The 24,001-nt window shown below is 66.9% G+C and carries 20 protein-coding genes; 10 read left to right on the top strand and 10 right to left on the bottom strand.

The genetic code is table 11. The features are described 5' to 3' along the window. Window positions 1–43: 43 nt before the first annotated feature. A complete protein-coding gene (locus tag ASD15_RS10020) occupies window positions 44–1,141 on the top strand; it encodes a patatin-like phospholipase family protein (protein ID WP_229418135.1) in 1,098 nt (365 codons plus the stop codon). Continuing rightward, window positions 1,138–1,902, top strand: a complete 765-nt coding sequence (locus ASD15_RS10015) for an SDR family oxidoreductase (RefSeq protein ID WP_082551721.1) — start codon at window positions 1,138–1,140, stop codon at window positions 1,900–1,902. The genes ASD15_RS10020 and ASD15_RS10015 overlap by 4 nt, the downstream gene beginning before the upstream one ends. 22 nt (window positions 1,903–1,924) lie before the next feature. Here the strand turns inward: ASD15_RS10015 and ASD15_RS10010 are convergent, their stop codons facing one another. Beyond that, window positions 1,925–3,028 (bottom strand): HAF repeat-containing protein, encoded by a 1,104-nt coding sequence (locus ASD15_RS10010; RefSeq protein ID WP_057154697.1) that lies wholly within the window; start codon window positions 3,026–3,028, stop codon window positions 1,925–1,927. Window positions 3,029–3,121: 93 nt separating this feature from the next. On the opposite strand from ASD15_RS10010, the gene ASD15_RS10005 reads away from it, so the two are divergent. Further along, entirely contained in the window at window positions 3,122–5,437 is a 2,316-nt protein-coding gene (locus ASD15_RS10005; RefSeq protein ID WP_229418134.1) for an NHL repeat-containing protein, read from the top strand. 12 nt (window positions 5,438–5,449) lie between these two features. Here the strand turns inward: ASD15_RS10005 and ASD15_RS10000 are convergent, their stop codons facing one another. After that, on the bottom strand, window positions 5,450–6,238 hold the full coding sequence (locus ASD15_RS10000) for a LytTR family DNA-binding domain-containing protein (protein ID WP_057154695.1): 789 nt from the start codon (window positions 6,236–6,238) through the stop codon (window positions 5,450–5,452). Further along, window positions 6,235–7,296 (bottom strand): sensor histidine kinase, encoded by a 1,062-nt coding sequence (locus ASD15_RS09995; RefSeq protein WP_057154694.1) that lies wholly within the window; start codon window positions 7,294–7,296, stop codon window positions 6,235–6,237. Before ASD15_RS09995 ends, ASD15_RS10000 begins: the two co-directional genes overlap by 4 nt. A 155-nt stretch (window positions 7,297–7,451) precedes the next feature. Here ASD15_RS09995 and ASD15_RS09990 point away from each other — a divergent pair, with 155 nt between their 5' ends. The 6 genes from ASD15_RS09990 (at window position 7,452) to ASD15_RS09965 (ending at window position 12,688) form a co-directional block, all read left to right on the top strand. After that, window positions 7,452–8,285, top strand: a complete 834-nt coding sequence (locus ASD15_RS09990) for a DUF2306 domain-containing protein (RefSeq protein ID WP_082551720.1) — start codon at window positions 7,452–7,454, stop codon at window positions 8,283–8,285. Between the two features lie 228 nt (window positions 8,286–8,513). Then, on the top strand, window positions 8,514–9,314 hold the full coding sequence (locus ASD15_RS09985) for a hypothetical protein (protein WP_057154693.1): 801 nt from the start codon (window positions 8,514–8,516) through the stop codon (window positions 9,312–9,314). 93 nt (window positions 9,315–9,407) lie between these two features. Beyond that, window positions 9,408–10,598, top strand: coding sequence for an acyl-CoA dehydrogenase family protein (locus ASD15_RS09980; RefSeq protein WP_057154692.1), 1,191 nt, complete (start codon window positions 9,408–9,410; stop codon window positions 10,596–10,598). An 11-nt stretch (window positions 10,599–10,609) separates the two neighbouring features. After that, on the top strand, window positions 10,610–11,749 hold the full coding sequence (locus ASD15_RS09975) for an acyl-CoA dehydrogenase family protein (protein ID WP_057154691.1): 1,140 nt from the start codon (window positions 10,610–10,612) through the stop codon (window positions 11,747–11,749). 29 nt (window positions 11,750–11,778) lie between these two features. After that, window positions 11,779–12,243, top strand: coding sequence for a MaoC family dehydratase (locus ASD15_RS09970; RefSeq protein WP_057154690.1), 465 nt, complete (start codon window positions 11,779–11,781; stop codon window positions 12,241–12,243). Beyond that, on the top strand, window positions 12,236–12,688 hold the full coding sequence (locus ASD15_RS09965) for a MaoC family dehydratase (RefSeq protein WP_057154689.1): 453 nt from the start codon (window positions 12,236–12,238) through the stop codon (window positions 12,686–12,688). The genes ASD15_RS09970 and ASD15_RS09965 overlap by 8 nt, the downstream gene beginning before the upstream one ends. A 34-nt stretch (window positions 12,689–12,722) precedes the next feature. Here ASD15_RS09965 and ASD15_RS09960 read toward each other — a convergent pair whose 3' ends face one another. Next, window positions 12,723–12,953, bottom strand: coding sequence for a hypothetical protein (locus ASD15_RS09960; RefSeq protein ID WP_057154688.1), 231 nt, complete (start codon window positions 12,951–12,953; stop codon window positions 12,723–12,725). A 224-nt stretch (window positions 12,954–13,177) separates the two neighbouring features. On the opposite strand from ASD15_RS09960, the gene ASD15_RS09955 reads away from it, so the two are divergent. Continuing rightward, complete coding sequence (locus ASD15_RS09955; protein ID WP_200953944.1) at window positions 13,178–14,596, top strand: polysaccharide lyase family 1 protein; 1,419 nt, start codon at window positions 13,178–13,180, stop codon at window positions 14,594–14,596. A 23-nt stretch (window positions 14,597–14,619) separates the two neighbouring features. Here ASD15_RS09955 and ASD15_RS09950 read toward each other — a convergent pair whose 3' ends face one another. The 6 genes from ASD15_RS09950 to ASD15_RS09925 all read right to left on the bottom strand — a co-directional run bounded on the left by ASD15_RS09950 (window position 14,620) and on the right by ASD15_RS09925 (window position 23,999). Next, on the bottom strand, window positions 14,620–15,543 hold the full coding sequence (locus ASD15_RS09950; protein WP_057154686.1) for a diguanylate cyclase domain-containing protein: 924 nt from the start codon (window positions 15,541–15,543) through the stop codon (window positions 14,620–14,622). Next, window positions 15,540–20,111 carry a PAS domain-containing protein gene (locus ASD15_RS09945; protein ID WP_229418133.1) on the bottom strand — a complete coding sequence of 1,524 codons (4,572 nt, stop codon included), beginning with the start codon at window positions 20,109–20,111 and terminating at the stop codon, window positions 15,540–15,542. Before ASD15_RS09945 ends, ASD15_RS09950 begins: the two co-directional genes overlap by 4 nt. A 141-nt stretch (window positions 20,112–20,252) precedes the next feature. Then, window positions 20,253–21,512, bottom strand: coding sequence for an acyl-CoA dehydrogenase family protein (locus ASD15_RS09940; protein ID WP_057154685.1), 1,260 nt, complete (start codon window positions 21,510–21,512; stop codon window positions 20,253–20,255). 11 nt (window positions 21,513–21,523) lie between these two features. Then, window positions 21,524–22,603, bottom strand: a complete 1,080-nt coding sequence (locus tag ASD15_RS09935) for a phosphotransferase (protein ID WP_057154684.1) — start codon at window positions 22,601–22,603, stop codon at window positions 21,524–21,526. A 76-nt stretch (window positions 22,604–22,679) separates the two neighbouring features. Further along, window positions 22,680–23,264: a prepilin-type N-terminal cleavage/methylation domain-containing protein gene (locus ASD15_RS09930; protein ID WP_057154683.1), complete on the bottom strand. Its 585-nt coding sequence runs from the start codon at window positions 23,262–23,264 to the stop codon at window positions 22,680–22,682. Window positions 23,265–23,291: 27 nt separating this feature from the next. Continuing rightward, on the bottom strand, window positions 23,292–23,999 hold the full coding sequence (locus tag ASD15_RS09925) for a type II secretion system protein (protein WP_057154682.1): 708 nt from the start codon (window positions 23,997–23,999) through the stop codon (window positions 23,292–23,294). Between the last annotated feature and the right edge of the window lie 2 nt (window positions 24,000–24,001).

Raw genomic sequence — 24,001 nt, 5'->3', positions numbered from 1 at the left:
CTGTCCTTGTTAATATCTATGTAATTGATGCATTATGGCACGCATGATGCGAGCACAACCAGATGAACGCTACGAACGCTGCATGGTGCTGGCCGGCGGCGGCTTTCGCTTCGGCTACTATCTCGGCATGCATGCCGCCGCCGTGGACGCTGGCCAGGAACCGGACCTGCTGCTGGCCACCTGCGGCGGCGCGGTAGCCGGCGCCATCATCCGCAACCTGCCCGACAGCGCCGCCCGCAAGGCTTGGGTGGCTTCCCCGCAGATGTACGAGTTCTTCTGCGGCCTGCAGTCCGGCCCGCAGGCCGCACCGTTGCGGGCGCTGGCCAACGTGGCGCTGCGCCGCCTGCACCCCGGCAAGGCCGCGCGCCTGCCGGACCTGTTTGGCGACTATCTGTTCGAGATACCCGCCGTGCTGCCATTGCCGCCGGCGGCCGGGCAGGGCGGCGCCGCGCTGGCCATCATCGGCGGCAAGCTGCTGTTTGGCGAGCACGAGGTGGGCCAGGCGCGCCAGGGCCGCCAGCTCTATGGCGTAACGCTGTTCTGCGGCAGCCGCACCGCTGCGCTGGCTGACGGCCTGCCGTCCGCCATCGGCAGCGGCGGGTGGACGGACGCGGTGGCGCCGTCTCTGCTGGTCGACACCGCCATGCCCTTGGCCGACGCGGTTCGCATCTCCATCTCGGACATGTATTACTTCCGCTGCCATTCCGTTGCCAGCGGCGACTACACCGGCGGCGTGGTGGATCTGTTCCCGGTGGAACTGGCGCGCAGCCTGGCGCGGCACGTCACCATGGAAATGAAGCCGCCGTACGACCAGCTGATGGCCATTCCCGCCTTGCGCGCCGTGTTCGGCTTTGACGGCAACCGCCGCATGCGGCACGTGCACGGCCAGGCGGTGGATGTGTGGGTCGATACCAGCGACGTCGGCGTCGCGCTGCGCGACAACGGCATCCAGAAGCGCGTGGACTGGCTGCGCAACCGCGTCCGCCTGGTGGCGCCGCCCAGTTATCCGCGCTACGTCGAGCAGGTGGAGGCGCAGTGGCATTATGGTTACCAGCGCGCCGCCGAAGCGTACGCGCTGGCAGCAGAGGGCCGCCGCCCGGCGATGCGCCTTGCCACGCGGCACAACAAGGCGCTGGCATGAACGTGCGGTTGAACGTCCTTATCATTGGCGGCACCAGCGGCATCGGGCTCGGACTGGCCCGGCACTACTGGGAACAGGGCGCGCGCGTGGCCATCTGCGGCCGTCGCCCGGAGAAGGTGGCCAGCGTGCCGTTCGCCAGGGATGAAAGAGTCAGCCTTCACGCCTGCGACATTGCCGACCGCGCCGCCGTGGCGCGCCTGGTGGCCGCGGCGGCCGGCGCCGGCGGCGGAATCGACCTGCTCATCGTCAGCGCCGGCCAGTACACCGACGCCGCCGCCATCGCGCGCGACCGCACCAGCACCTTGCCCGTGCTGCGCGTCAACGTGGGCGGCCTGGACAACGCCTTCAGCGCCGCGGCCGATACCATGATGGCGCGCGATGGCGGCAAAGGCGGGGGCCACCTGGTGGCGGTCGCCTCCATCGCCGGGCTGCAGGATGAATATCCGAACGGCTCGCTCTACAGCGCCAGCAAGCGCGCCGCCATCGCCATCTGCGACGCCTACCGCAAGGCGCTGGCGCCGTTCGGCATCGCCGTCACCGCGATCGTGCCCGGCTACGTGGACACCGCCCGGCTGCGCGAACTGAACCACGGCGACGCCAGTGGCAAACCCTTTCTCATGTCCGAGGCCGAGGCCGTGCAGCGGATCGCCGCCGCCATCGCCCGGCGTGATGAGCGCTGCGTGTTCCCATGGCAGATGCATGCGCTGGTGAAAGTGTTCAATCTGCTGCCGGGCTTCCTCAAGCGCGCGCGCAAAAAGTAGCCGCGCCGGCGTTCAGTAGCGCTCAGTAGCGCGCCATTGCGATACCGCGATACCGGCGCCGCAGCAGCATCAGCGCCACGGCCGTGCCGATCGCCATTGCGATCATCCCCATGAATTCGCGGTGCCCCTTCGGCACCACCGGAATCATGTCCGAACGCATCGTGGCGGCCGCATAGCGCTTGCTCAGATAAGTGGCACCGGCCACCAGTTCATTGTCGTTGATGGCGTTGGTCAGGTACAAGCCCTTACCCGCCTGGTGCACCAGCATCTTGCCGTCGCGGTAAACGAAGGAGCGCCGTTCTTCGCCGATCAGAATGGTACCCACCACGTGGCCCGCCGCGTTGATGCCGGTGGCGTAGCTGTTGCCGTAGCCGATCAGCGCGCCCAGGTCCACCATCTTCTGGCCGTCGTGCAGGAAGGCGTGCCAGCGCCGGTTGGGCATTTCCGACGCGCCAACGATCAGCCCGTCGTCATTGATGCCGGTGGCCGCGCTGGAGCGTCCGCCCAGCGTTCCCAGGTTGATCATGCCTTCGCCCGGGCGGTACAGGAAGGCGCGCCGGTAGCCGTCCGGCAGGGCCGCCGTGCCCACCACCGCGCCGCTGTTGTTAATGCTGGATGCATAGCTGATGTTGCCTCCCAGCGTGCCCAGGTCCAGCATGCTGCCGCCGGCGTCCAGCATGAAAGCGCGGAAGTAGCCGTCGGCGGTGTCGGCGAAGCCTGCCGCCTGGCCGGCCGCGTTGACGGCGGTGCCGTAGCTGCTGCCGCCGCCCAGTGTGCCCAGGTCGCGCATCGGCTCGCCCTTGCGCACCAGGAAGGCGCGCCAGTGGCCCTTGCCGTCCTGCGCCGACCCCACCACCAGGCCGTCGTCGTTGATGCCCTTGGTGTAGCTGTCGCTGCCGCCCAGCGTGCCCAGTTCCAGCACGCCTTTGTCGTACAGCACCGCGCGCTGCTTGCCGTCTTCGTCCTCAATCACCGCCGCCACCTGGCCGTTGGCGTTGATGTCGACCGCAATGCTGGCTTCCTTGCTGTTGGCCGCGAAGCCTGGCAACTGCTGCACTTTGGCGGCCGCGCTGACACTGCACAGGCCCAGCATGAGGGTGAGGGGCAGCAGCGAGGCTTTCAGCATGGCAGTCTCCGGGCTGGTTATGAGAACGGTAACTATAGCATTGGCGCCACCTTTTCGGTTAAGCTCGGTCTTCATTCATGGATGGGTTGTAACGTGGCGGCGAAGCAGAATTATGTGGCCCTGGCGGGCATAGGCGTGGTGGCGGCAGCGACGGGCGCCGGCGTGTATTTTTACCTGCAGGCCCGCGCGCCGCAGCCGGCACCGCAGGCGGCAGGGGCGGGGCGGGGGCAGGTTGCGGCGAAGACGCCGGCGTTCTGGACCGCGCGCGTCACCACGCTGGCCGGCGACGGCCTGGCAGGTGCCGTTGAGGGCAATATGCCGCTGACCGTGGCGCGCTTCGCGGACCCGTACGGCGTGGCGGTCGATGCGGCGGGCAATATCTACATTGCCGACGCCGGCGACAACAACCGCATCCGCAAGCTCACGCCGGGCGGCGCCACCTCCACGCTGGCTGGCGGCAAGGAAGGGTTTGTGGACGGGCCGGGTGCGCAAGCCAGGTTCAACACGCCGTCCGGCATCGCTATCGACGCCCAGGGCAACCTGTATGTGGCCGACACCGGCAACAACGCGATCCGCAAGGTGGCGCCGGACGGCACGGTCAGCACGCTGGCCGGCAATGGCGCGGCCGGCACGGCGGACGGCAAGGGCAAGGATGCGCAATTCAACGGCCCGGTGGGCGTGGCGGTGGGCGACGACGGCGTGGTCTATGTGGCCGACACCTACAACGACGCCATCCGCCGCATTGCGCCCGACGGCGCCGTCACCACCATCGCCGGCAGTGGCGCGCCTGGCGACGCGGACGGGCCCGCGCTCAACGCCGGTTTCGACACGCCGTGCGCGCTGGTGCTGGACGGCGACGGCGGGCTGCTGATCGCCGACACGCGCAACAACGCCATCCGCAAGCTGGGCAAGGACGGCATGGTCAGCACCGTGATGCGTGCGCCGGAAAACAACCGGCAAGCCGTGCTGCGGCGCCCGATGGCGCTGGCGCGCACGGCGGACGGCCACCTGTACATCGCCAGCGGCTCGCAGGGCCGCATCCTGCAACTGACGCCGCAGGGCGAGCTGGGCGGGCTGCTCGACATCGGCCAGCGTGTCGAGCCGGAGTACGGCAGCGACGGTAAGGTGCAGCTGTACGCGCCGCGCGGCATGGCGCTGGCGCGCAATGGCAGCCTGGTGGTCAGCGACGCGGCCACCTTCCGCATCCACCGCCTCAGCGCCGCCACGTCGGCCGACGCGCTGCCAGCGCCGCCTCAGCCAGCCGCTGCTGCCGCCGGCAACAGCGGCAGCAGCGGCGGCGCGCCGCAGTCCGCCGCTCTGGCCGCGTTGCCGATGGGCGCCGCGCAGGCTGAAGGCAAGGGCACGGATGCCGGCTCCGGCTCCGGCGCCAGCTTGCCCAGAGAATCGGCTCCGGCCCGGCGGGCGGCCCCGGTGACCACGATGCTGTGGCCGGTGGGCCCGCAGGACCAGCCGCACGAGATTGTCGGCGTGATGGGGGAAGTGCGCGGCAACTTCGAGGGCGAAAGCCGCGACCACTTCCACGCCGGACTCGACGTGCAGGCCGACGTCGGCAAGCCGGTGCTGGCGGTGGCGCCCGTCAAGGTCAGCGACCCCCTGCCCAACTGGGGCTTCGGCAGCCTGAGTGAAGGCATCGCGCTTGGCAACATCTCCTACATCCACATGCGCGTGGGCCGCGACCCCAAAAACGCTCCGCTGGACCAGCGCTTCCAGCTGCTGCTCAACGCCAAGGGCAAGCCCGAGCGGGTGCGCGTGCGGCGCGGCGCGCGCTTTGCGGCCGGCGACATGCTGGGCACCATCAACGGCATGGCCCACGTCCACCTCGACTACTACGACCAGGGCAAGGCCCTCAACCCGCTCAGCCTGCCGTTCAAGGGCCAGCTGGATACGGTGCGCCCGCGCATCAACAGCATCACCCTGTTCGACAGCCGGGGCAAGCTCATCAAGGCCGCCAAGCGCAAGCCGCTGATCGTCCAGCGCAGCGCGGGCGAACTGAGCATCGTGGTGGACGCCTACGACCAGATGGACGGCAACGAAGCGCGCCGCCGCCTGGGCCTGTACACGCTGGGCTACCAGCTGCTGCGCGAGGACGGCAGCCCGGTGGCCGGCTACGAGCAGCCGCTCATCACGCAGGTGTACGACGAGCTGCCGCGCAACTGCGAAGCGGTGAAATACGCCTACGCGCCGAACAGCGGCATCACCGTCTACGGCAGCAAGGCCACGCGCTTCGCCTACATGCTCACCAACCGCATGGTCCACGGCCAAGTCACGCCCGGCATGTGGAACGTGGCCGGGCTCGCGCCAGGCAACTACCGGCTGCGCGTGCTGGCCGCCGACTACGCCGGCAACAAGGCGGTTGACGGGCGCGACCTGCCGTTCACGCTGGAATAGCCTGGCCGGCAGTTACATCTGCCGGAAGTGGTGCAGATAGCTGCGGCTCACGGGCAGCACTTCCGCGTGCCCCCGCAGGTGCACGTCGGCCGTTTCGTTCACGCCGCGCACCACCTCGCGCACGTAGTGCAGGTTGACGATGGCGGACCGGTGGATCTGCACGAAGCGTTCGGGGTCCAGTTCGTCCGCCAGCTCGCGGATGCTCTTGCGTATCAGCGCTTCGCCGTCGTCCCACACCACCGTGGTGTACTTGCCGTCCGCGCGCAGGTAGGCCACCTGTTCCACCGGGATCAGGCGCATGCGGCTGCCGCTGGAGGCCTTGATCCATTGCAGCCAGGCGCGCGCGGGCACGCGCTGGCGCAGTTCGCCGGCCATGCGCTGCAGCACGGCGTCCAGCATCGCGTCGGTGGCCACGCGCTGTCCGGCGCCCGCGCCGGCGCTGAGCCGCTCTTGCAGGCGCTGCACCGTGTCGGCCAGCCGGGCCGGGTCCACCGGCTTCACCATGTAATCGATCGCGCCCTGCTCAAAGGCTTGCACCGCGTATTGTTCGTAGGCCGTGATGAACACGATCTGCGCGCGCCGCGCCAACGCGCGCGCCGCCTCGATGCCGTTCAACCCCGGCATGTGCACATCCAGGAACACGACGGCGGGCTGGTGCGCGTCGAACAGTTCCACCGCCTCGCGCCCGTTGCGCGCGTCCGCCACGATGTCCAGCTCGGGCCACAGCCGCGCCAGCTGGGAGCGCAGGTGCTCGCGCAGCAGCGGTTCGTCGTCGGCGATCAGGGCGGTGATGCGATTCATGCGGTGCTCCGTGGCGGGAAGGTCAGTTCAACGTGCAGGCCGTGCGGCTCGGCCTCGAGCAGGTCCAGCCGCGCGCCGGCGCCGTAGAACGCCTGCAGGCGGGTCCGCACATTGCCCAGTCCAGTGCCCGGCTGGGCGGACTCGGACATGCCCACGCCGGTATCGCTCACCCACAGGGTGACCAGGCCGCTGGCCGCGTCGGCCTTGCCGCCGACTTCGATGCTGCCGCCGTCGGTGCTGGGATCGATGCCGTGCCGGACGGCGTTTTCCACCAGCGTCAGCAAGGCCATGGCCGGGAAGGCCAGGCCGTGCAGTTCGGCCGCCGCGTCCAGCTTGTAGCGCAGGCGGTCCGGCATTCGCAGGTGCATCAGCTCCAGGTAGGCGCGCACCAGCTGCAGTTCGCTGCCCAAGGTGGCATCGGCGTCGTGCAGGCGCGGCATGGCGGCGCGCAGGTAGGCGATCAGGTGGCGTAGCACCGGCCCGGCGTTGCCGGAGCCGGACTCGACCAGCGCCTGGATGTTGGCCAGCGTGTTGAACAGGAAGTGCGGTTCGATCTGCGCTTGCAGCAGGCGCAGGCGGGCATCCAGCAGTTCGCGCTCCAGCGTATTGCGCTCGCGCTCGGCTTGCAGCAACGCGGCCCGCTCGCGCGCGCGGCGCTCCATGCGCAGTCCGGCCATGGCCGTGATGGTGCCCAGCACGAACATTACGATGGCCAGCATGGCGTAGCCCGACACTTCCCTGGACGAGCGCATGAAGACCAGCGTGTTCCCGCGTTGCATGGCCACCAGCGTGGCGAGCGTGGCAGCCGGCGCCGTCAGGCCCGTGGCCGCCAGGCGCAGCAGCGCCTGCGGCACCCAGCGCACGCGCCAGCGCGCGGAGGCCGTGTAGGCCAGCAGCATCGCCATGCCGATGGAGACGATATGGCCCGCCACCGTGAGGTAGGGCGTCTTCGACATCGCGTGCAGCAGCCAGGACAGCTGTCCGGTGAGGAACAGCACCACCAGGAACTGGCGCCAGGTCGGCAGGGCAGGCGGGGAGGGCGGCGGCGCTTTAATCATCCTGCAACAATAACCGTTCGCAGCCTGCGGTTCAAGCCGCAGGCCGTCGCTCACGCCGCGAAAACCGCCGCTCGTCGCACCGGCGCGCCGCAGGCGGCCAAACGCGGGACGCACCGGTCTACATTGGCAGCAAGCCCACTAACCGGAGATCCCGCATGAGCACCATCCAAACCCAAGCCGTCCCGCAGTACCTGGTTGGCCCGCAGGCCGCGTCCACGGCATTAAAAGCTTCGGCGACGCTGTGGTTCGCCGTGGCCGTCGCCGGCCAGTTGCTGTTCGCCTGGTACGTTGCTGCGCTCTATGGCGGCGCCGTGGTGCGCGGCGACCCGGCGCGCTGGAACTCGGTGGCGCCGCACGCGCACGTGCCCGGGGACACGGCCGGCAATGCCGCCTTCGGCCTGCACATGCTGCTGGCGGTCATCATCACGGTCGGCGGCGCACTGCAGCTGATCCCGCAAGTGCGCCGCCGTGCGCCGCGCTTCCACCGCTGGAATGGACGGATCTACGTGCTGCTGGCGGCCGTTGCCAGCGTCACCGGCCTGTACATGGTCTGGGCGCGCGGCACGGTGGGCGATCTGTCGCAGCACATCGGCGTGAGCGCGAACGGCGTGCTGATACTGCTGTGCGGCGCCATGGCCGTGCACCACGCGCGCGCCCGCGACGTCGCCCGCCACCGTCGCTGGGCGCTGCGCCTATTCCTCGTGGTGAGCGGTGTGTGGTTCTTCCGCGTGGGCCTGATGTTCTGGATCTTCGTCAACCAGGGGCCGGCTGGCTTCGATCCCAGGGCCTTCACTGGCCCCTTCCTCACCTTCCTGTCCTTTGCCCAGTTCCTGTTGCCGCTGGCCGTGCTGCAGTTGTACCTGCGCGCGCGTGACGGCGGCGGCGCGGCGGCGCGCATCGCCATGGCGGCCGGCCTCACCATGCTGACGGCAGCCATGGGCCTGGGCATCTTTGCCGCAAGCGCCATCATGTGGCTGCCCCGCCTGTGAGAAAGTTCACAATTGATAGCACCCGCTGCTATGGTAAACGATCGCTCAATTGTTAAATATGAGCGGTATTGTGACAATTGGTGAGTATCTCAAAATGGCTTTGAAATAATATGGTTCGCAAGCAAAACAAGTCCCGGCGGCAGCGTACGGGACCGGGGTGACAGTCGCGTAGTGGTCGGCGTGGCTGGAGCCAATCCAGAACCGCGGCCACTACGTGGAGGTAGAGTCATGTCCAAAATTTCGGAGACACAAAAGGAATTCCTGCAAAAACTGAACAGCCTGGACTTCGGTCCGCTGGCCTACAAGCTGATGAATCCCGAAGACCGTCCCGGCCTGTCGCTGGAGCAGGCAGCCGACGCCATCACGCGCTACAAAGGTTTCCTGTTCCTCACCCACAGCAATCCGGGCAAGGCCATTTCGCCGTCGCGCTATGTGGACTACGCGTGGCACAACCATATCCTGGATACCGAGCTCTACCTGGCGCAAACGGCCACGCTGTTCGGCAAGCCGCTGCACCACTTCCCCTTCTTCGGCAAGCGCGGCGCGGCGGACGAACGCGAGCTGCTGGCCGCAGCCGAGTACACGCGCGGCCAGGCACGCAGCTATTTCGGCTGGGACGACGACGACTGGTGCGGCACCGGCGGGCCGAAAGGCCCGCGCCCCCCGAAGGGGCTGGCGGAGCTGGCCGGCATCCTGTTCCCCGCCGGCGTGAGCCCGGCCGGGCTGGCGCGCGAAGCCGACACCTTCAGCCTCCAGGTGGGCAACTTCCGCCACACGGTGGAACATATCGGCGGGCAGGGTAGCCAGATGTTCGCCATGCAGGGATCGCGGCTGGACTACCTGGAGAAGCTGCTCAAACTGCCGATCTGGGTTATCGTTTGCATGCCGGCGGAACTGAGCGTGATCGACGAGATCGTCTCCATCCGCAAGGAGCGGCTGGCCGAGGTGTCCAAGGCGCTGGTCGAGCAGCGCCTGGCGCCACAGGGCTTCAAGCGTGAAATGGTACAACTGGAGGCGGTCGTCCACTAAATCGTGCATGAAAAGGTATTGCCGCTGTCTCCTTGTGGAGTACAATAAATGAACGGTCGTGCTTTTTGCGATTGATCATAACAAGGAGACAGCATGGATTTGAACTACTCGTCCGAGGATCTGGCGTTCCGCGACCAGGTGCGCGCCTTCCTCGAAGCCAACCTGCCCGCCGACCTGCAGCAGAAGGTGCGCAAGCACCTGCGCATGTCGCGCGAGGATTACGTCCGCTGGCACCAGATTGTCGCCAAGCAAGGCTGGGTCGCCCCGGCATGGCCGGTCGAGTACGGCGGTCCGGGCTGGAACGCCACCCAGCGCCACATCTGGGAAGAGGAATGCGCCATCGCCGGCACGCCGGCCATCCTGCCGTTCGGCATCAACATGGTGGCGCCCGTCATCATGGCCTTCGGTAACGACGAGCAAAAAGCCTACTTCCTGCCGCGCATCCTGAGCTGCGAAGACTGGTGGTGCCAGGGCTACTCCGAGCCGGGCTCCGGCTCCGACCTGGCCTCGCTGAAAACCACCGCCGAGCGCGTGGGCGACCATTACATCGTCAACGGCCAGAAGACCTGGACCACGCTGGGCCAGCACGCCGACATGATCTTCTGCCTGGTGCGCACCGACAGCACGGTGCGCAAGCAGGAAGGCATCTCCTTCCTGCTGATCGACATGAAGACGCCGGGCATCACCGTGCGCCCCATCATCATGCTGGATGAAGACCACGAAGTGAACGAAGTGTTCTTCGACAACGTGAAGGTGCCGGTCGCCAACCTGATCGGCAAAGAGAACAAGGGCTGGACCTACGCCAAATACCTGCTGGGCCACGAGCGCACCGGCATCGCGGCGGTGGGCCGTTCCAAGCGCGAGCTGCAGTTCCTGAAGAAAGTGGCGCTCAAGCAGCTCAAGCGCGGCAAGCCGCTGCTGGACGACCCGCTGTTCGCGGCCAAGGTGGCCAACCTGGAAATCGAGCTGATGGCGCTCGAGACCACGGTGCTGCGCACCATCTGCCAAGAAGACCAGACCCCCGGTCCGCAAGCGTCCATGCTGAAAGTGCGCGGCTCCGAAATCCAGCAAATCCTCACCGAGCTGATGATCGAAGCGCTGGGGCCGGACGCGCTGCCGTTCGACACCCGTTATCTGGAAGGCAAGTCCGAGCACGCCGTCACCGGCGAGGACGACAACGCGCCGCTGGCCGGCTACTACTTCAACTTCCGCAAGACGTCGATCTACGGTGGCTCGAACGAGATACAGAAAAACATCATCACCCAGATGATCCTGGGCCTGTAAGGGGAGACAGCATGGACTTTACTTTCAAAGAAGAACAGCAGCAGTTCGCCGACGCCCTGCGCCGCTGGGTGGACAAGGACTACACTTTCGAAACCCGCAAGCGCATCATCCACTCGCCGTCCGGCGTGTCGGACGAGGCGTGGGCCACGCTCGCCGAGCTGGGCATGCTGGCACTGCCGGTGCCGGAGGAGCAAGGCGGCTTCAACGGCAGCGCGGTGGACATGCTGGTGGTGATGCAGGAGCTGGGACGCGGACTGGTGGTGGAACCCTACCTTGCCACCGTGATGGGCGCGCAATTCCTCAAGCTGGGCGGCGGCCATGAGCAGCTGCTTGAACAAGTGGCAGGCGGCGAGCTGAAACTGGCTTGCGCGCTGGGGGAGCAGCAGTCGCGCCACGACCTGAGCGACGTCGCGGTCAGCGCCCATGAGCACGGCAACGGCTTTGTGCTGAGCGGCGCCAAGACCGTGGTGATCCACGGCGGCCAAGCGGGCGCCTTCATCGTGTCCGCGCGCAGCGGCGGCGAGCAGCGCGACAAGGGCGGCATTTCACTGTTCGTTGTGCCGGCCGCTACCAGGGGCGTGACGGTCACCGACTACCGCACCATTGACGGCCAGCGCGCCGCCACCGTGCAGTTCAGCGCGGCCGAAGTGCCCGCGTCGGCGCTGTTGGGCGGCGTCGGCGCCGGCTGGGACATCCTCGATGCGGCCGCCGACTACGGCGCCACCTTGCTGTGCGCGGAAGCCGTGGGCGCCATGGACGCCATCTTCGCCGCCACGCTGGACTACCTGAAGACGCGTCAGCAGTTCGGCGCGCCGATCGGCAAGTTCCAGGCCCTGCAGCACCGCATGGCCGACATGTTCATCCACCTGGAACAGGCCCGTTCGATGGCCATGCTGGCGGCCGTGAAAGTGGCCTCCACCGATGTGGAAGAACGCCGCCGGGTGGTGTCGGCCGCCAAGGTGCGCGTGGGGCATGCCTGCAAATTCGTCGGCCAGCAGGCGGTACAGCTGCACGGCGGCATGGGTGTGACGGACGAGCTGCCGGCGGCGCACCACTTCAAGCGCCTTACCATGATAGACCTGACACTGGGCGACGCCGACCACCACCTGGAACGCTTCATCGCCCAGCCCGGATTCAAACATGCCGCTTAAAATGGCGCATTAATTCAAGGAGAGGCTGCATGAAGAAATGGTATTTCGAGGATTTTTTTGAAGGCCAGGAGATTACGCTGGGTAGCCGGCACGTGACGGAGGAAGAGATCATCGCCTTCGCCACCCAGTTCGACCCGCAGCCTTTCCACGTCGACCACGAAGCGGGCGCGCGCTCCATCTTTGGCAAGCTGGCCGCCAGCGGCTGGCATACCTGCGGCATGATGATGCGGCTGGTGGTGGATGGCATCCTGAACGACTCGTCCAGCATGGGTTCCCCCGGCCTGGACGGCATCCGCTGGATCAAGCCCGTGCACGGGGGCGACACGCTGAGCGTCAGCTATGTGACCAAGGAAGTGCGGCCGTCGAGTTCCAAGCCGGACCGGGGCGTGGTGGTATCGGTCTGGAAGGCCACCAACCAGCACGGCGAGCTGGTGTGCACGGTGGAAGGCATGGGCATGTTCGGCCGCAGGCCGGCGGGAGCGGCCCATGCGTGACATCGCCACGCTGGAGGAGATGAAAACGCTGGTGGGCGAGGAAGTGGCCGTGTCGGACTGGATCGACATCACGCAGGAACGTGTAAACCAGTTCGCGGTCGCCACCAACGACCACCAATGGATCCATGTGGACGTGGAGCGCGCCAAACGCGAATCGCCGTTCGGCGGCACTATCGCGCACGGCTTCCTCACGCTGTCGCTGGTGCCGGCCATGCTGGAGAGTGCGCTGCGCATGGTAGACATGAAGATGGGGCTGAACTACGGCCTCAACAAGGTGCGCTTTCCTGGCCCGGTGCCGGTCGGCAGCCGCCTGCGCGCGCGCATGACCATCCAGTCCATCGAGGACATCGAAGGCGGCGCGCAAGTGCAGTGGGGCGTGGTGATCGAGCGGGAAGGGCAGGCCAAGCCGGTATGCGTGGCGGAGTTTGTGATGCGGCGGTATTAGGCGGCTTGCAACGGAGCCGATCCAGCCGCAAGCGTCAGTGCCGCAACTCCGAGTGGGGATTGATGGCAAATACCCGGCCGTCCATCACCAGGCTGGGCAGTACTTTGACGCCTGCTCGCTCAGCCTCGTCCAGCCGTTCCGGCGCCAGGCCGAGATTGACGATTTCAGTGGTGTAACGGGCCGGGTCCAGCGCTGCGCCGAATAGGTCTGCCATGGACAGGCATAGCTTGCAGCCGTCGTGATAAAAAATAGCAGTGGTTTTCATGGATAAGTCCATTCAATGGTGAGGTGTCGGCAGGTGGCATTCTAGCACAATAATTAGGAATCCTACTTAAATCTGTGCTGCGCATTGCGCTGCGCTAAGCTTTTGAAAGTGTTGCATGGCGGTGTGGAAATGTTGCAATTGGACGGCAACTGCTTCGCCTGCGGTTGTATGATGTCTGTTGACTGGCGGCGCTGATGTTGCCAGCTTACAAAGGGAGACACATCTTGACATCGAAACAGATTGTTTTGGCGGGCATGGTAGCGTTGCTGTCCTCAAGCGGCGCAGCGCAGGCGGCTGACTGGCCGGCCGGCTATTCCAAGTGCGCGGACGAAGGCAATACCTGCAAGGCGGGCAGCAGCGCCCGCGTGGTATCGTTCGGGATCAAGGATAGGTTTGTGGTGCAAACGCGGTCCGGCGACATCGCGTGCACGGTGGCCAGTTTCGGCTCGGATCCTTACCCGGGGCTGGCGAAGAAGTGCGCCGTCGGCCCGATCGGCGGCGCGGCGCCGACCCCGGCGCCCGATCCGGAACCGGCCCCGGCTGCGGACGCCAGCAAGGAAGCGGCCCCGGCCGGCGGCTGGGCCGGGAGCAACGGCGGCACCACCGGCGGCGCGGCGGCAGCGGCTACCGCCATCTACAAGGTGAACACGCCGTCGCAATTGCTGGCCGCGCTCAAGGCGCAGGGCAGCAATGCCAAGATCATCAAACTGTACGGCACCATCGACATGGCGTCGGCGGACAACGGCGGCCCGTTCACCGGCACCAGCGACCAGTCCCTGCGCAGCAAGGTCAAGGTCGGCAGCAACAGCACCCTGATCGGCATGGGCAGCGACACCCGCCTGGTGAACGGTTCGATCTCCATCAGCGATGCGCAGAACGTGATCGTGCGCAATCTGAACATCGTCAATCCGTGCGATGTGAACCCGGTGTGGGACCCGAACGACGGCAGCAGCGGCAACTGGAACTCGGAGTTCGACAGCGTGGTGATCAGCAATTCGAAGAACGTGTGGGTGGACCACAATGTATTCACGGACGCGCCGCTGACCGACGACAAGCTGCCCATCAGCAACGGCAAAGTCAAGCAATGCCATGACGGCGCGCTGGACGTGAAGAACGGTTCGGACTACGTGACCGTGTCCAACAACCGCTTCGAACTGCACCAGAAGAACAACCTGGTCGGCTCGTCGGACAGCACCACCAGCGACGATGGCCACCTGACCGTCACCTTCAACAACAACCACTTCCTGCATGTGGCGGAGCGGGCGCCGCGCGTACGCTTCGGCAAGGTACACCTGTACAACAACTACTTCGAGGGCAGCCGCTCGCACGCGGTCTATCCGCACCACTACAGCGTCGGCGTGGCCTACAAGGCCAAGATCATTTCGCAAAACAACGCCTTCGACATCGCCGGCGCCACCAGCTGCACCAATATCCTGACCAATCCTGGATCGTCGAGCAAGACCGGGGCCATCACGGACGCCGGCTCGCTGCTGAACGGTACGGCGCTGGACTTGGCCGGCAAGTGCAGCTTCAGCGCGTCCGTTGGCTGGACCCTGCCATACACGCCGGCGCTGCTGGCCACATCGGCGGTCAGGCAGTCGGTATTGAGCAACGCCGGCACCGGCAAGCTGACGGTGCCTTAGCCAGCATGGCTGCGTGTCCCCGCTCAGTCCTGGGGGGACATGCAGTAGCGGTTGCGGCCGGTTTCCTTGGCGCGGTAAAGCAAGGCGTCGGCGCGCCGGATCAGCGCGCTGGCGTCGGACTGGTCATCCGGCATCGCGGTGGACACGCCCATGCTGACGGTCACTTGCGGGCCGACCGACGATGCCTTGTGCGGGATTTGCAGCAGCCGTACCTCGTCCAGGATGCGCTGCGCCACCACCTCGGCGCCTTCCGCCCCCACCTGCGGCAGCAGGATGATGAATTCCTCGCCGCCATAGCGCGCCAGCAGGTCGGGCGGACGCCCGGCACAGCGCTTCATGGCCGCGCTCACCTGCTGCAGGCACAGGTCGCCAGCCTGGTGGCCGTAGGCGTCGTTGTAGTGCTTGAAGTGGTCGATGTCGATCATGATGATGGCCACCGGCGTGCCGTCGCGCCCGCAGCGGCGCCATTCGTTGTCCATGGCTTCGTTGAAGCTGCGGCGGTTGGCCACGCCGGTCAGCGAGTCGGTCAGGGTCAGTTCGCGCATGGCGTCGGCCTGGCGCTTGACGGTCAGCTGGGTGCGCACCCGCGCGCGCACCACGGCCACGTTGAACGGCTTGCTGATGAAGTCCACCGCGCCCGCTTCCAAGGCCCGGGTTTCGTCCTCGGGCGTGCTCAGCGCGGTGACGAAAATCACCGGGATGTCGCGTACGGCGGCCGAGGCGCGCAGCGCGCCGCACACCTCGTAGCCGTCCATGCCGGGCATGACCGCGTCCAGCAGGATCAGGTCCGGCTGCTGGTTGTGCGCAATCTGCAGCGCCTTCTCACCGCTGAGGGCAAACAGCACGTCATGCTCGTCGCGCAGCGCATGGTGGAGAATCTGGATGTTCTCCATCGCGTCGTCGACGATCAGGATGCGTCCGTTCATCGCCAGGTCGCTCCAGCTCATGCAGTGTCCTTTCGCTTCAACATATCTTGTACCAGGTGCTCGGCGGCGGTGAAATCCAGGGTCTCCACGGCATGGGCCAGGGCCAGCACGGCGTCGTGCCCGTGCTGCTCCAGCGCCGGGCGCAACGCCTGGAAGTGGGTCAACGCTTTCATGTTGTTAGTTTGTAGCAAGCATAGCAGGTCTGCCAGCGCTTGCGGCAGATCGGCGCCGCCCGCCGCCGGGCCGCTGTCCGCCGCTGCAGCCGGCAGCGGCAACGGCAGCGTGCGCGCCGCCTCGGTCACCACGCTGATCGACTGGTCCAGCGCGGTCAGCAGGAAGGCCAGGTCGGTTTCGCTGCCTTCATGTAACGCCACTTCGGCCTGCGCGCTGAGGCGGGCGATGTCGCCGGCGCCCAGGTTGGCCGCCACGCCCCGCAGGCGGTGCAGCAGCTGGGCTGCGGCGTGCTGCTTGCCGCTTGCCAGCAAGATGCGCACTTCGCCCACGGTGCCGCCCTGCGAGTTCTCGAAGCGCTTGAGCAGGCCGACAAAGGCCGGGTAGTTGCCGGCCAGGCGCTTGAGCGCGGCCTCCAGGTCTATGCCCGGCAGGCTGGTCGGCCTGTCATCGTCGGGCGCCTGGCGCCAGCTCTCGTCGGGCGCGGCGCGTCCCGGGTGCAGCGGCGCCAGGCGCAGCAAGGTGGCCAGCAGTTCGTCCACGTCGATCGGCTTGGGCACATGCGCGTTCACGCCGGCTTCCACCGCCAGCTGGCGGTCCTCGTCCAGCGCGTTGGCCGTCATGGCAATGATGGGCAACTCCTTCAAGCCCATGGCGCGCAGGGTGGCGGTGGCTTCGTAGCCATTCATCACCGGCATCTGCAGGTCCATCAGCACCGCGTCGTAGCGTTCCGGATCGGCTTTCAGCAGCTCCACCGCCACGCTGCCGTTGCAGGCGATGTCCACCCGTGCGCCGGCATGCAGCAGGATGTACTGCGCCATTTCCTGGTTGATCTCGTTGTCCTCCACCAGCAGCACGCGCATGCCTGCCAAGCGGCCCGACAGCGGCGTGTGGGCCGGCAGGGCGGACTGGTGGGCGGTGCCGGTGCGTACCGCCACCACGCTGGCCAGCAGGCGGGACGGCGTGGTTGGCTTGGCCAGGATGGTTGCGATGTGCAGGCTGTCGGCGATGGGGATCAACTCCTCGGTGTAGTGGTCGGGTGCCATCATGATAGTCGGCGGCAGCTGCAGGGTATCGTCCGTGTGCGCCTGGGTCAAGAGCGAAATGCCGTCCAGGTCCGGCAGGCCGGCGTCCAGCAGCAGCAAATCGAGCTGGCGCGCGGCGCCGGCGCGGGCCAGCTTGCGCAGCTGGGCCAGGCCGGCCTGGCCGCTGTCGGCGCTCCACACGCGCCAGCCCAGCGCCTGGCACTGGCGCGTCAGCATGTCCAGTACGGTGGCGTTATCCTCGACAATCAGCAGGCTGAGGCCTTCCACGGCGGGCGGCAGTTCGCGCGCCGCCGGCAAGCCGTGCACGGCGCGCTCCAGGGTGCAGGCAAAGCGGAAGGTCGACCCTTTGCCCAGTTCGCTGTGCAGGCTGATGGAACTGTTCATCAGGTCCACCAGCCGGCGGCAGATGGCCAGGCCGAGGCCGGTGCCGCCGTACTGGCGGCTGGTGCTGTTGTCGCCCTGCGAAAAGGCTTCGAACAAGTGGGCCTGCTGGGCCGGGCTGATGCCGATGCCGGTGTCGCGCACGGCAAATTCCAGCGTGGTGGAGGTGGCGCTGGACGCCAGCTGCCGCACCGACACCACCACCTCGCCGTGTTCGGTGAACTTGACGGCGTTGCCGGCCAGGTTGAGCAGCACCTGCTGCAGCCGCATGGCGTCGCCCACCAGGTCCAGCGGCACGTCCGGCGCCACGTTGAAGACCGGCTCCACCCCCTTGTTCCACGCATTCTGGCCGACCAGCACGCCGATGCTGGTGAGGATATGGTCGAGGTTGAAGGGGCTGTGTTCCAGCTTGAGCTGGCCGGCCTCGATCTTGGAGAAGTCCAGCACGTCGTTGACCACTGCCAGCAGCGACTGCGTGGCCAGCTGGATCTTGCCCACGTAGCTGCGCTCGCGCCGCTCCAGCGGCGCCTCTTCCAGCAGCCGCGCCAGGCCGATGATGGCGTTCATCGGAGTGCGGATCTCGTGGCTCATATTGGCCACGAAGGCGCTCTTGGCGCGGCTGGCCGCTTCGGCCCGGTCGCGCGCGCGCACCAGCTGCTCGTTCAGGTCGTGCAGGCGCAGCTCGGTGCGCTTGAGTTCGGTCACGTCCGACACCATGACGAAAAAGCCGCGCACCTTGCCGGCCTCGTCCAGGTCGGGGATGTAGTTGGCCCACACGAAGTGCGATTCGCCGCTGCGGTCGGGCCGGTCCTGGTAAAAGCTCTGCGGCTGGCCGGCCAGCGCGGCTTCGACGCGCTGCCGGTTGCGCCGGTACAGCTCGCCTCCGATCACTTCCACCAGCGGCGCGCCGATCACCTGGTCTATCCCCAAGCCCATGAATTCGACGAAACTGCGGTTGGCGAAGCGGCAGCGCAGTTCCTGGTCCCAATAGGTGACCATGGCCGGCACATGGTCGGTCACGGTGCGGATAAAGGCGTTGCTGCGCGCCAGGCTGAGCGAAGTGGCGCGCAGCACCTCGTCGGCGCGCTTGCGCTCGGTGATGTCGATGGCCATGCCCAGCAAGTGGGTGGGAGTGCCTTGCTCGTCGCGCAGCGCCACCTTGCGGGTGTTAAGCACGCGCACCGTGCCGTCGGCCGCCGTGACTTCCTCCTCGGCGATCTCCACCACCTCGTTGCTGGCCAGCACGGTGCGGTCGGCGCGGGCGAAGGCGTCGGCCTGTTCCGGCAGGAAGAAGTCGAAGTCGTTCTTGCCGAGGAACTGGGTGCGTGGCCGGCCCAGGGTCAGCTCGGCCTGGCGGTTCATCATCTCGAAGCGCAAGTCGGCGGCGCGCTTGACAAACAGCATGGCAGGCATGTTCTCCACCACCTGCTTGAACAGCTGCTTGGACTGGCGCAGCTGGCGCTCGATGTTCTTCTGCGGCGAAATGTCCACCAGCAGGCCGGTGATGCCTATCATGCGGCCGGTGGCGTCGTGCACCGGGAAATAGCTGGAGAGCCAGTGGGCGGCCCGGTCCGGATGGTCCGGCGCGGTGCCGGACATTTCGACGCCGGAGACGGCCAGGCCGGTGGCCAATACCTGGCGGTAGTCGCGCTCCACGTCCAGCCGCACCTGCGCGTCGCGAATGACGTCGCTGAAGTAGCGGCCAATGTGCTCGGACACCGGCTTGTCGTTGATGGCCGCCAGGTAGTCGTTGATCATGACGATGCGCAGGTCCATGTCGACAAAGCTGAGGCCGACCGGCGCGCTGGCGTACACGTTCTCCAGCAGGGCCTTGGACGCTTCGAGCTGGGCGGTGCGTTCGGCCACCAGGGTTTGCAGCTCGTGGCGGTGGCGCTGGATGTCGCCTTCGACCTGCACCAGCGCCTGCGCCACCTCGTCGGCCTCGCGGAAGGTCATGTGCGGCAGGGCCATGGTTTCGCCGCCGGCCAGCGCGCGCGCAGGACCGGTGAGGCTGGCGATGGAGCGGGCGATCTGGCCGCCCATCAGCCAGGCCAGCACGATGCCCACCAGCAGCAGCATGCTCACGGCGCCAGCCACCAGCGGCACCGATGGCAGCGCCGCGTCCAGCATGGCCTGTTGCTCGGGCATGCCCACGCCCACCGCCCACTGGCGTCCCGGCAGCAGGCTCAGGCCGGCAAACACGGAAGTCCCGTCGCGCGATTCGGTCAGCCGGGCGCCTTCGCCGCTGCCTTGCAGCACCTCGCGCGACTGGGCCGAAATCTGCGTGCCGACAAAGCGTTCCGGTTCCTTGTTGCGGTCCACTATCACGCCGTCTGCGCCGATCAGTGCGATCAGCCATTGCGGCGACAGGCGCTGGGCTTCGGCCGCCTCGGCCAGGCGGTTCGGCTTGAGCACGGCGGTCAACACGTGCAAGGTCTTGCCGCCGCGCTGCACCGGCACATCTACCGCAACTTCGGGCTGGTATGGCAGATCGCTGCGGGGCAGCACGGAGAGCGCTGGGCGGCCCTGCGCGATGGCGGGGGCGACGCGGGCGGCCTGGGCTGCCTGCGCCGCGTTGCCTGGACTGGCGGCGCCGGCCTGCGGCGGCGGGGAAGCGGCGGCCGGCTCAGCGGGGCCGACGGTGAGCAGCACGCGGCCGGCGGTGTCGCTCAGCAGCAGGCGCTGGACCGGCAGCGCGGGGCGCAGCTGGCTGGCGGCCTGCGCCGCGAAGCCGGCCAGGTCGCCACGCTCCAGGCTGGGCGAGCTGGCCAGGGCCAGCGCCGCGATTTCGGCCTCGCCGATGTCGTAGCCGATGGCGGTTGCCAGCGCGCGCGCCGTCGCCAGGGCCTCGTGCTGGAATTGCAGCTGTTCGCGCTGGTAGAAGTGCTGCAGCAGCACGCCCAGGCCAAGCACCGACGGCAGCGCGCAAGCCAGCACCAGCAGAGCGATCTGCGAACGTATCGATGGCAGCTTGGCTGTATTGTGTGGCACCGCATGGCCCCCGGTTTGCGTGGATAGCGCTCTGATAATAGCCGAGCGCCGCGTGGCGACCAAGCGAATTGTCGGCGGGCATGCTGGCGCGCCGCCCCGGCGCAACAGCGCGCTGCGGTGCGCCGCCGGAGAGTGCTATGCCTAGCTGCGCGTGATGGGCAGGCCGAGGTCTTCCTTCAGCGGCATGTGCTTGGCCAGTTCCAGCTTGGCAATCGCGTTGCGGTGAACCTCGTCCGGGCCGTCGGCCAGCCGCAGGGTACGGTTGCCGGCCCACTGGTAGGCCAGCGGGAACTCGTCGGACACGCCGGCCGCGCCGTGCGCCTGGATGGCCCAGTCCAGCACCTGCTGGGCCACGTTCGGCGCCAGCACCTTGATCATGGCGATCTCCGCTTGCGCGCCCTTGTTGCCCACCTTGTCCATCATGTAGGCGGCTTTCAGGGTCAGCAGGCGCGCCGTGTCGATCTGGATGCGCGCTTCGGCAATGCGCTCGCGCCACACGCCCTGTTCGGAAATGCGCTTGCCGAAAGCCACCCGGCTGTGCAGGCGCTGGCACATCAGCTCCAGCGCGCGCTCGGCCACGCCGATGGCGCGCATGCAGTGGTGGATGCGGCCCGGGCCCAAGCGGCCCTGGGCAATCTCGAAGCCGCGCCCTTCACCCAGCAGGATGTTGGCGGCAGGCACGCGCACGTTCTCGAATACCAGTTCGCAGTGGCCATGCGGCGCGTCGTCGTAGCCGAACACGGGCAGCGGACGCACCACGGTCAGGCCGGGCGTGTCGGCCGGCACCAGTATCATCGACTGCTGCTGGTGGCGGGCGGCGTTGAAGTCGGTCTTGCCCATGGTGATATAGATCTTGCAGCGCGGGTCGCCGGCGCCGGAAATCCACCATTTGCGGCCGTTGATGACATAGTCGTCGCCGTCGCGGTCGATGCGGGTTTCGATGTTGGTGGCGTCCGACGAGGCCACGGCCGGCTCGGTCATGGCAAAGGCCGAGCGGATTTCGCCGCGCAGCAGCGGCTCCAGCCATTGCTGCTTGTGCTCTTCGCTGGCGTAGCGCTCCAGGGTTTCCATGTTGCCCGTGTCCGGCGCGGCACAGTTGAATACTTCCGGCGCCCAGGGCACGCGGCCCATGATTTCGCACAGCGGCGCGTAGTCCAGGTTGGACAAGCCTTCCGGCGCGCGCGTCGATTTCGGCAGGAACAGGTTCCACAGTCCCTGTTCGCGCGCCAGCGGCTTGAGCTTTTCAATGATCTCGGTCGGGATCCAGCGGTTGCCTTTTTCGCGGCCGTTACGCTCCACTTCCTGGTAAAACACTTTTTCGTTCGGGTAGATGTGCTGGTCCATAAAGGCCAGCAGTCTGGCTTGCAGCTCTTTGCAGCGCTCCGAGTATTCGAATTCCATGCCGGTCTCCTTTAGATTTGTTTGCCGGACGCGTAAGCCCAGGCCAGTTCAGCCATGGGGCGCGCCATCTTGCCCGATTCCAGCGCCTGGGCGCTGGCGGCGGTGCCGTCCACATAGCGTTTCATAATGCCTTGCATGATGCTCGCCAGGCGGAACATATTGAACGCCAGGTAGAAGTTGAAGTCTTCCAGGCGGATCCGTTTGCCGGTGCGCTCGGCGTAACTGGCGATGTACTCCTGCTGGGACGGAATGCCCAGCGCCTTCAGGTCCAGCCCGGCGATGCCGCGGAACTGGCCCGGCTCGATGTTCCAGCCCATGGCGTGGTAGGAGAAGTCGGCGAACGGGTGGCCCAGGGTGGACAGCTCCCAGTCCAGCACGGCCAGGATGCGCGGCTCGGTGGGGTGGAAGATCATATTGTCCAGGCGGTAGTCGCCGTGCACGATGGAGGTGTCGTCGCCGGGCGGGATGTTGTTGGGCAGCCACGCGATCAGCTGGTCCATCGCCGCGATCTGCTCGGTTTGCGAGGCCACGTATTGTTTGCTCCAGCGCTCGATCTGGCGCTGGAAATAGTTGCCCGGCTTGCCGTAGTCACCCAGGCCGATGGCGCTATAGTCGATGCTGTGCAACTGCGCGATGACGCGGTTCTGCTCGTCGTAGATGGCGGCGCGCTCGGCCGGCGTCATGCCGGGCAGGGCCTGGTCCCACAGCACGCGGCCGTCGACGAACTCCATCACGTAGAAGGCGCGGCCGATCACGGATTCGTCGGTGCACAGCGTGTACTGGCGGGCCGCCGGGAAGCCGGCCTTGTTGAGCGCGTCCATCACGCGGTACTCGCGGTCGATGGCGTGGGCCGAGGCCAGCAGCTTGGCGGCCGGGGCGGGCTTGGTGCGCAGCACGTAATGCTGCTGTTGTGCGCCGGCGCCCTTGCTCAGCTTGAAGGTCGGGTTGGACTGGCCGCCCTTGAACTGGACCACGGCCAGCTCGCCCTCCGGGTAGCCTTCCACGTGCTGGCGCAGGTAAGCGTCCAGCGCCGCCACGTCGAACTGGTGGCGTTCGGACACTGCTTTGGTGCCCATGAATTCCTCAAACATCGCGTCTCCTGCGTTGGGATGGTTTTTAACGTAGTTTTATTCTATCGCAAAAAAACGAACGCGCGTACTTTTTTGTTCAGAAGAAGATCGCGAGACGGGTAACGATGGCGCCGGTGTTGGTGTAGGCGGTGACGCCGGGGCCGACGGCGGCGCGCACCGAGCCGGTGTTGGGTTTGCCGTCGTCCAGCTTGGCGTCGATCTGTTCGGCCACGGTGTCGGGCAGGTTGTCGATGCGCACGCCATTGCCGCCGCGTCCGCCCACCACGTCGTTGTAGATGTAGACGGCGCCGCCCTGGGCGCTGGTCATGAAGTCGGTACTGCCGTTGAAGGAACCGGTGATCAGTCCGGCCAGCGCCAGGTGCTGCGGCGCCAGCTGGTATTCGCTGATCTGGCCATCGCCATTGCCGTTGCCGGTGGCGCCCGGCACGTGGGCGGTGGCCAGCGGATCGTCGCCCGGCAGGGCGCGGAACTTGTCCTGGTAGGCGTTTACGGCCGAGGTCAGCGCGTTGGCCTGCTGGATGATGTTTTTCACCTTGGCACTGTCGATCAGGCTTTGACCCTTGAGTACTCCGCCCAGCAGCAGGCCGATGATGACCAGCACGATAGCGATTTCTACAAGGGTGAAGCCTTGCTGGGAACGGTTGCAGGCTGGCTTGCGCATGGGTAAGTCCTTTCTCTGTGTCGAATTCTAAGGCAGCACCTGCGCCGCAACCATCCTGTTGAACAGGATGTTGGGCGAGACCCACACCACCATGTCGTCGAACTCGCCGCCCGGCAGGGCGCGGTTCTCGCTGGGGTTGCGTGCCATGAAATTGATGTCGGCGCCGGCGTTGTTCTGTTCGTCCTCGTTGCTGCGCGAACCGTTGGCCAGCAGCCGGCCGGCGTCGCTGGTGGCGCCGTAGCCGTTCTTGCCGTGCGACAGGATCACGGCGGGAATGTCGGCCGGCGCCGTCGCGGCGGCCAGGTTGCCCAGCCCGTCGCGCGTGTAGACCGTGATGTCGCGCGCCGTGACCAGCTTGAAGCGGTCTGCGCTGTCGGCGAAGGCGGGCGTGACGCTGTAGCGGTACAGGTGGTTCCAGGCGTCCAGCCGGGGCAGGCCGAGGGTGGCCCAGGGCAGGTAGCCGTCGCGGCGTTCGCCAGTGCAGCGGTTGCCGCTGCGGTCTTCCTGGCCGTCGCTGGCGGAGACGGCGGGGCAGGGCAGGTAGCCGTAGCGCACCGCAAAGCCGACCAGCGCCTCGCGCGCCTCGTCCAGCGCGCGCTGGGTGTCGGCGGCCTTGCGCTGTTCGAGCTGCATGCTGAGCGGCGTGAGCAGGCCGCCCACCATGAGGCCGACGATCACCAGCACGATGGCGATTTCGACCAGGCTGAAGCCGCGTTGTTGGTTTATGGTGTGCATGG

This window comes from Massilia sp. Root351 (assembly GCF_001425045.1).
GTDB lineage: Bacteria > Pseudomonadota > Gammaproteobacteria > Burkholderiales > Burkholderiaceae_D > Rugamonas.
Note: the sequence above shows the minus strand (reverse complement) of the source record. Positions and strands in the feature narration are given on the sequence as shown.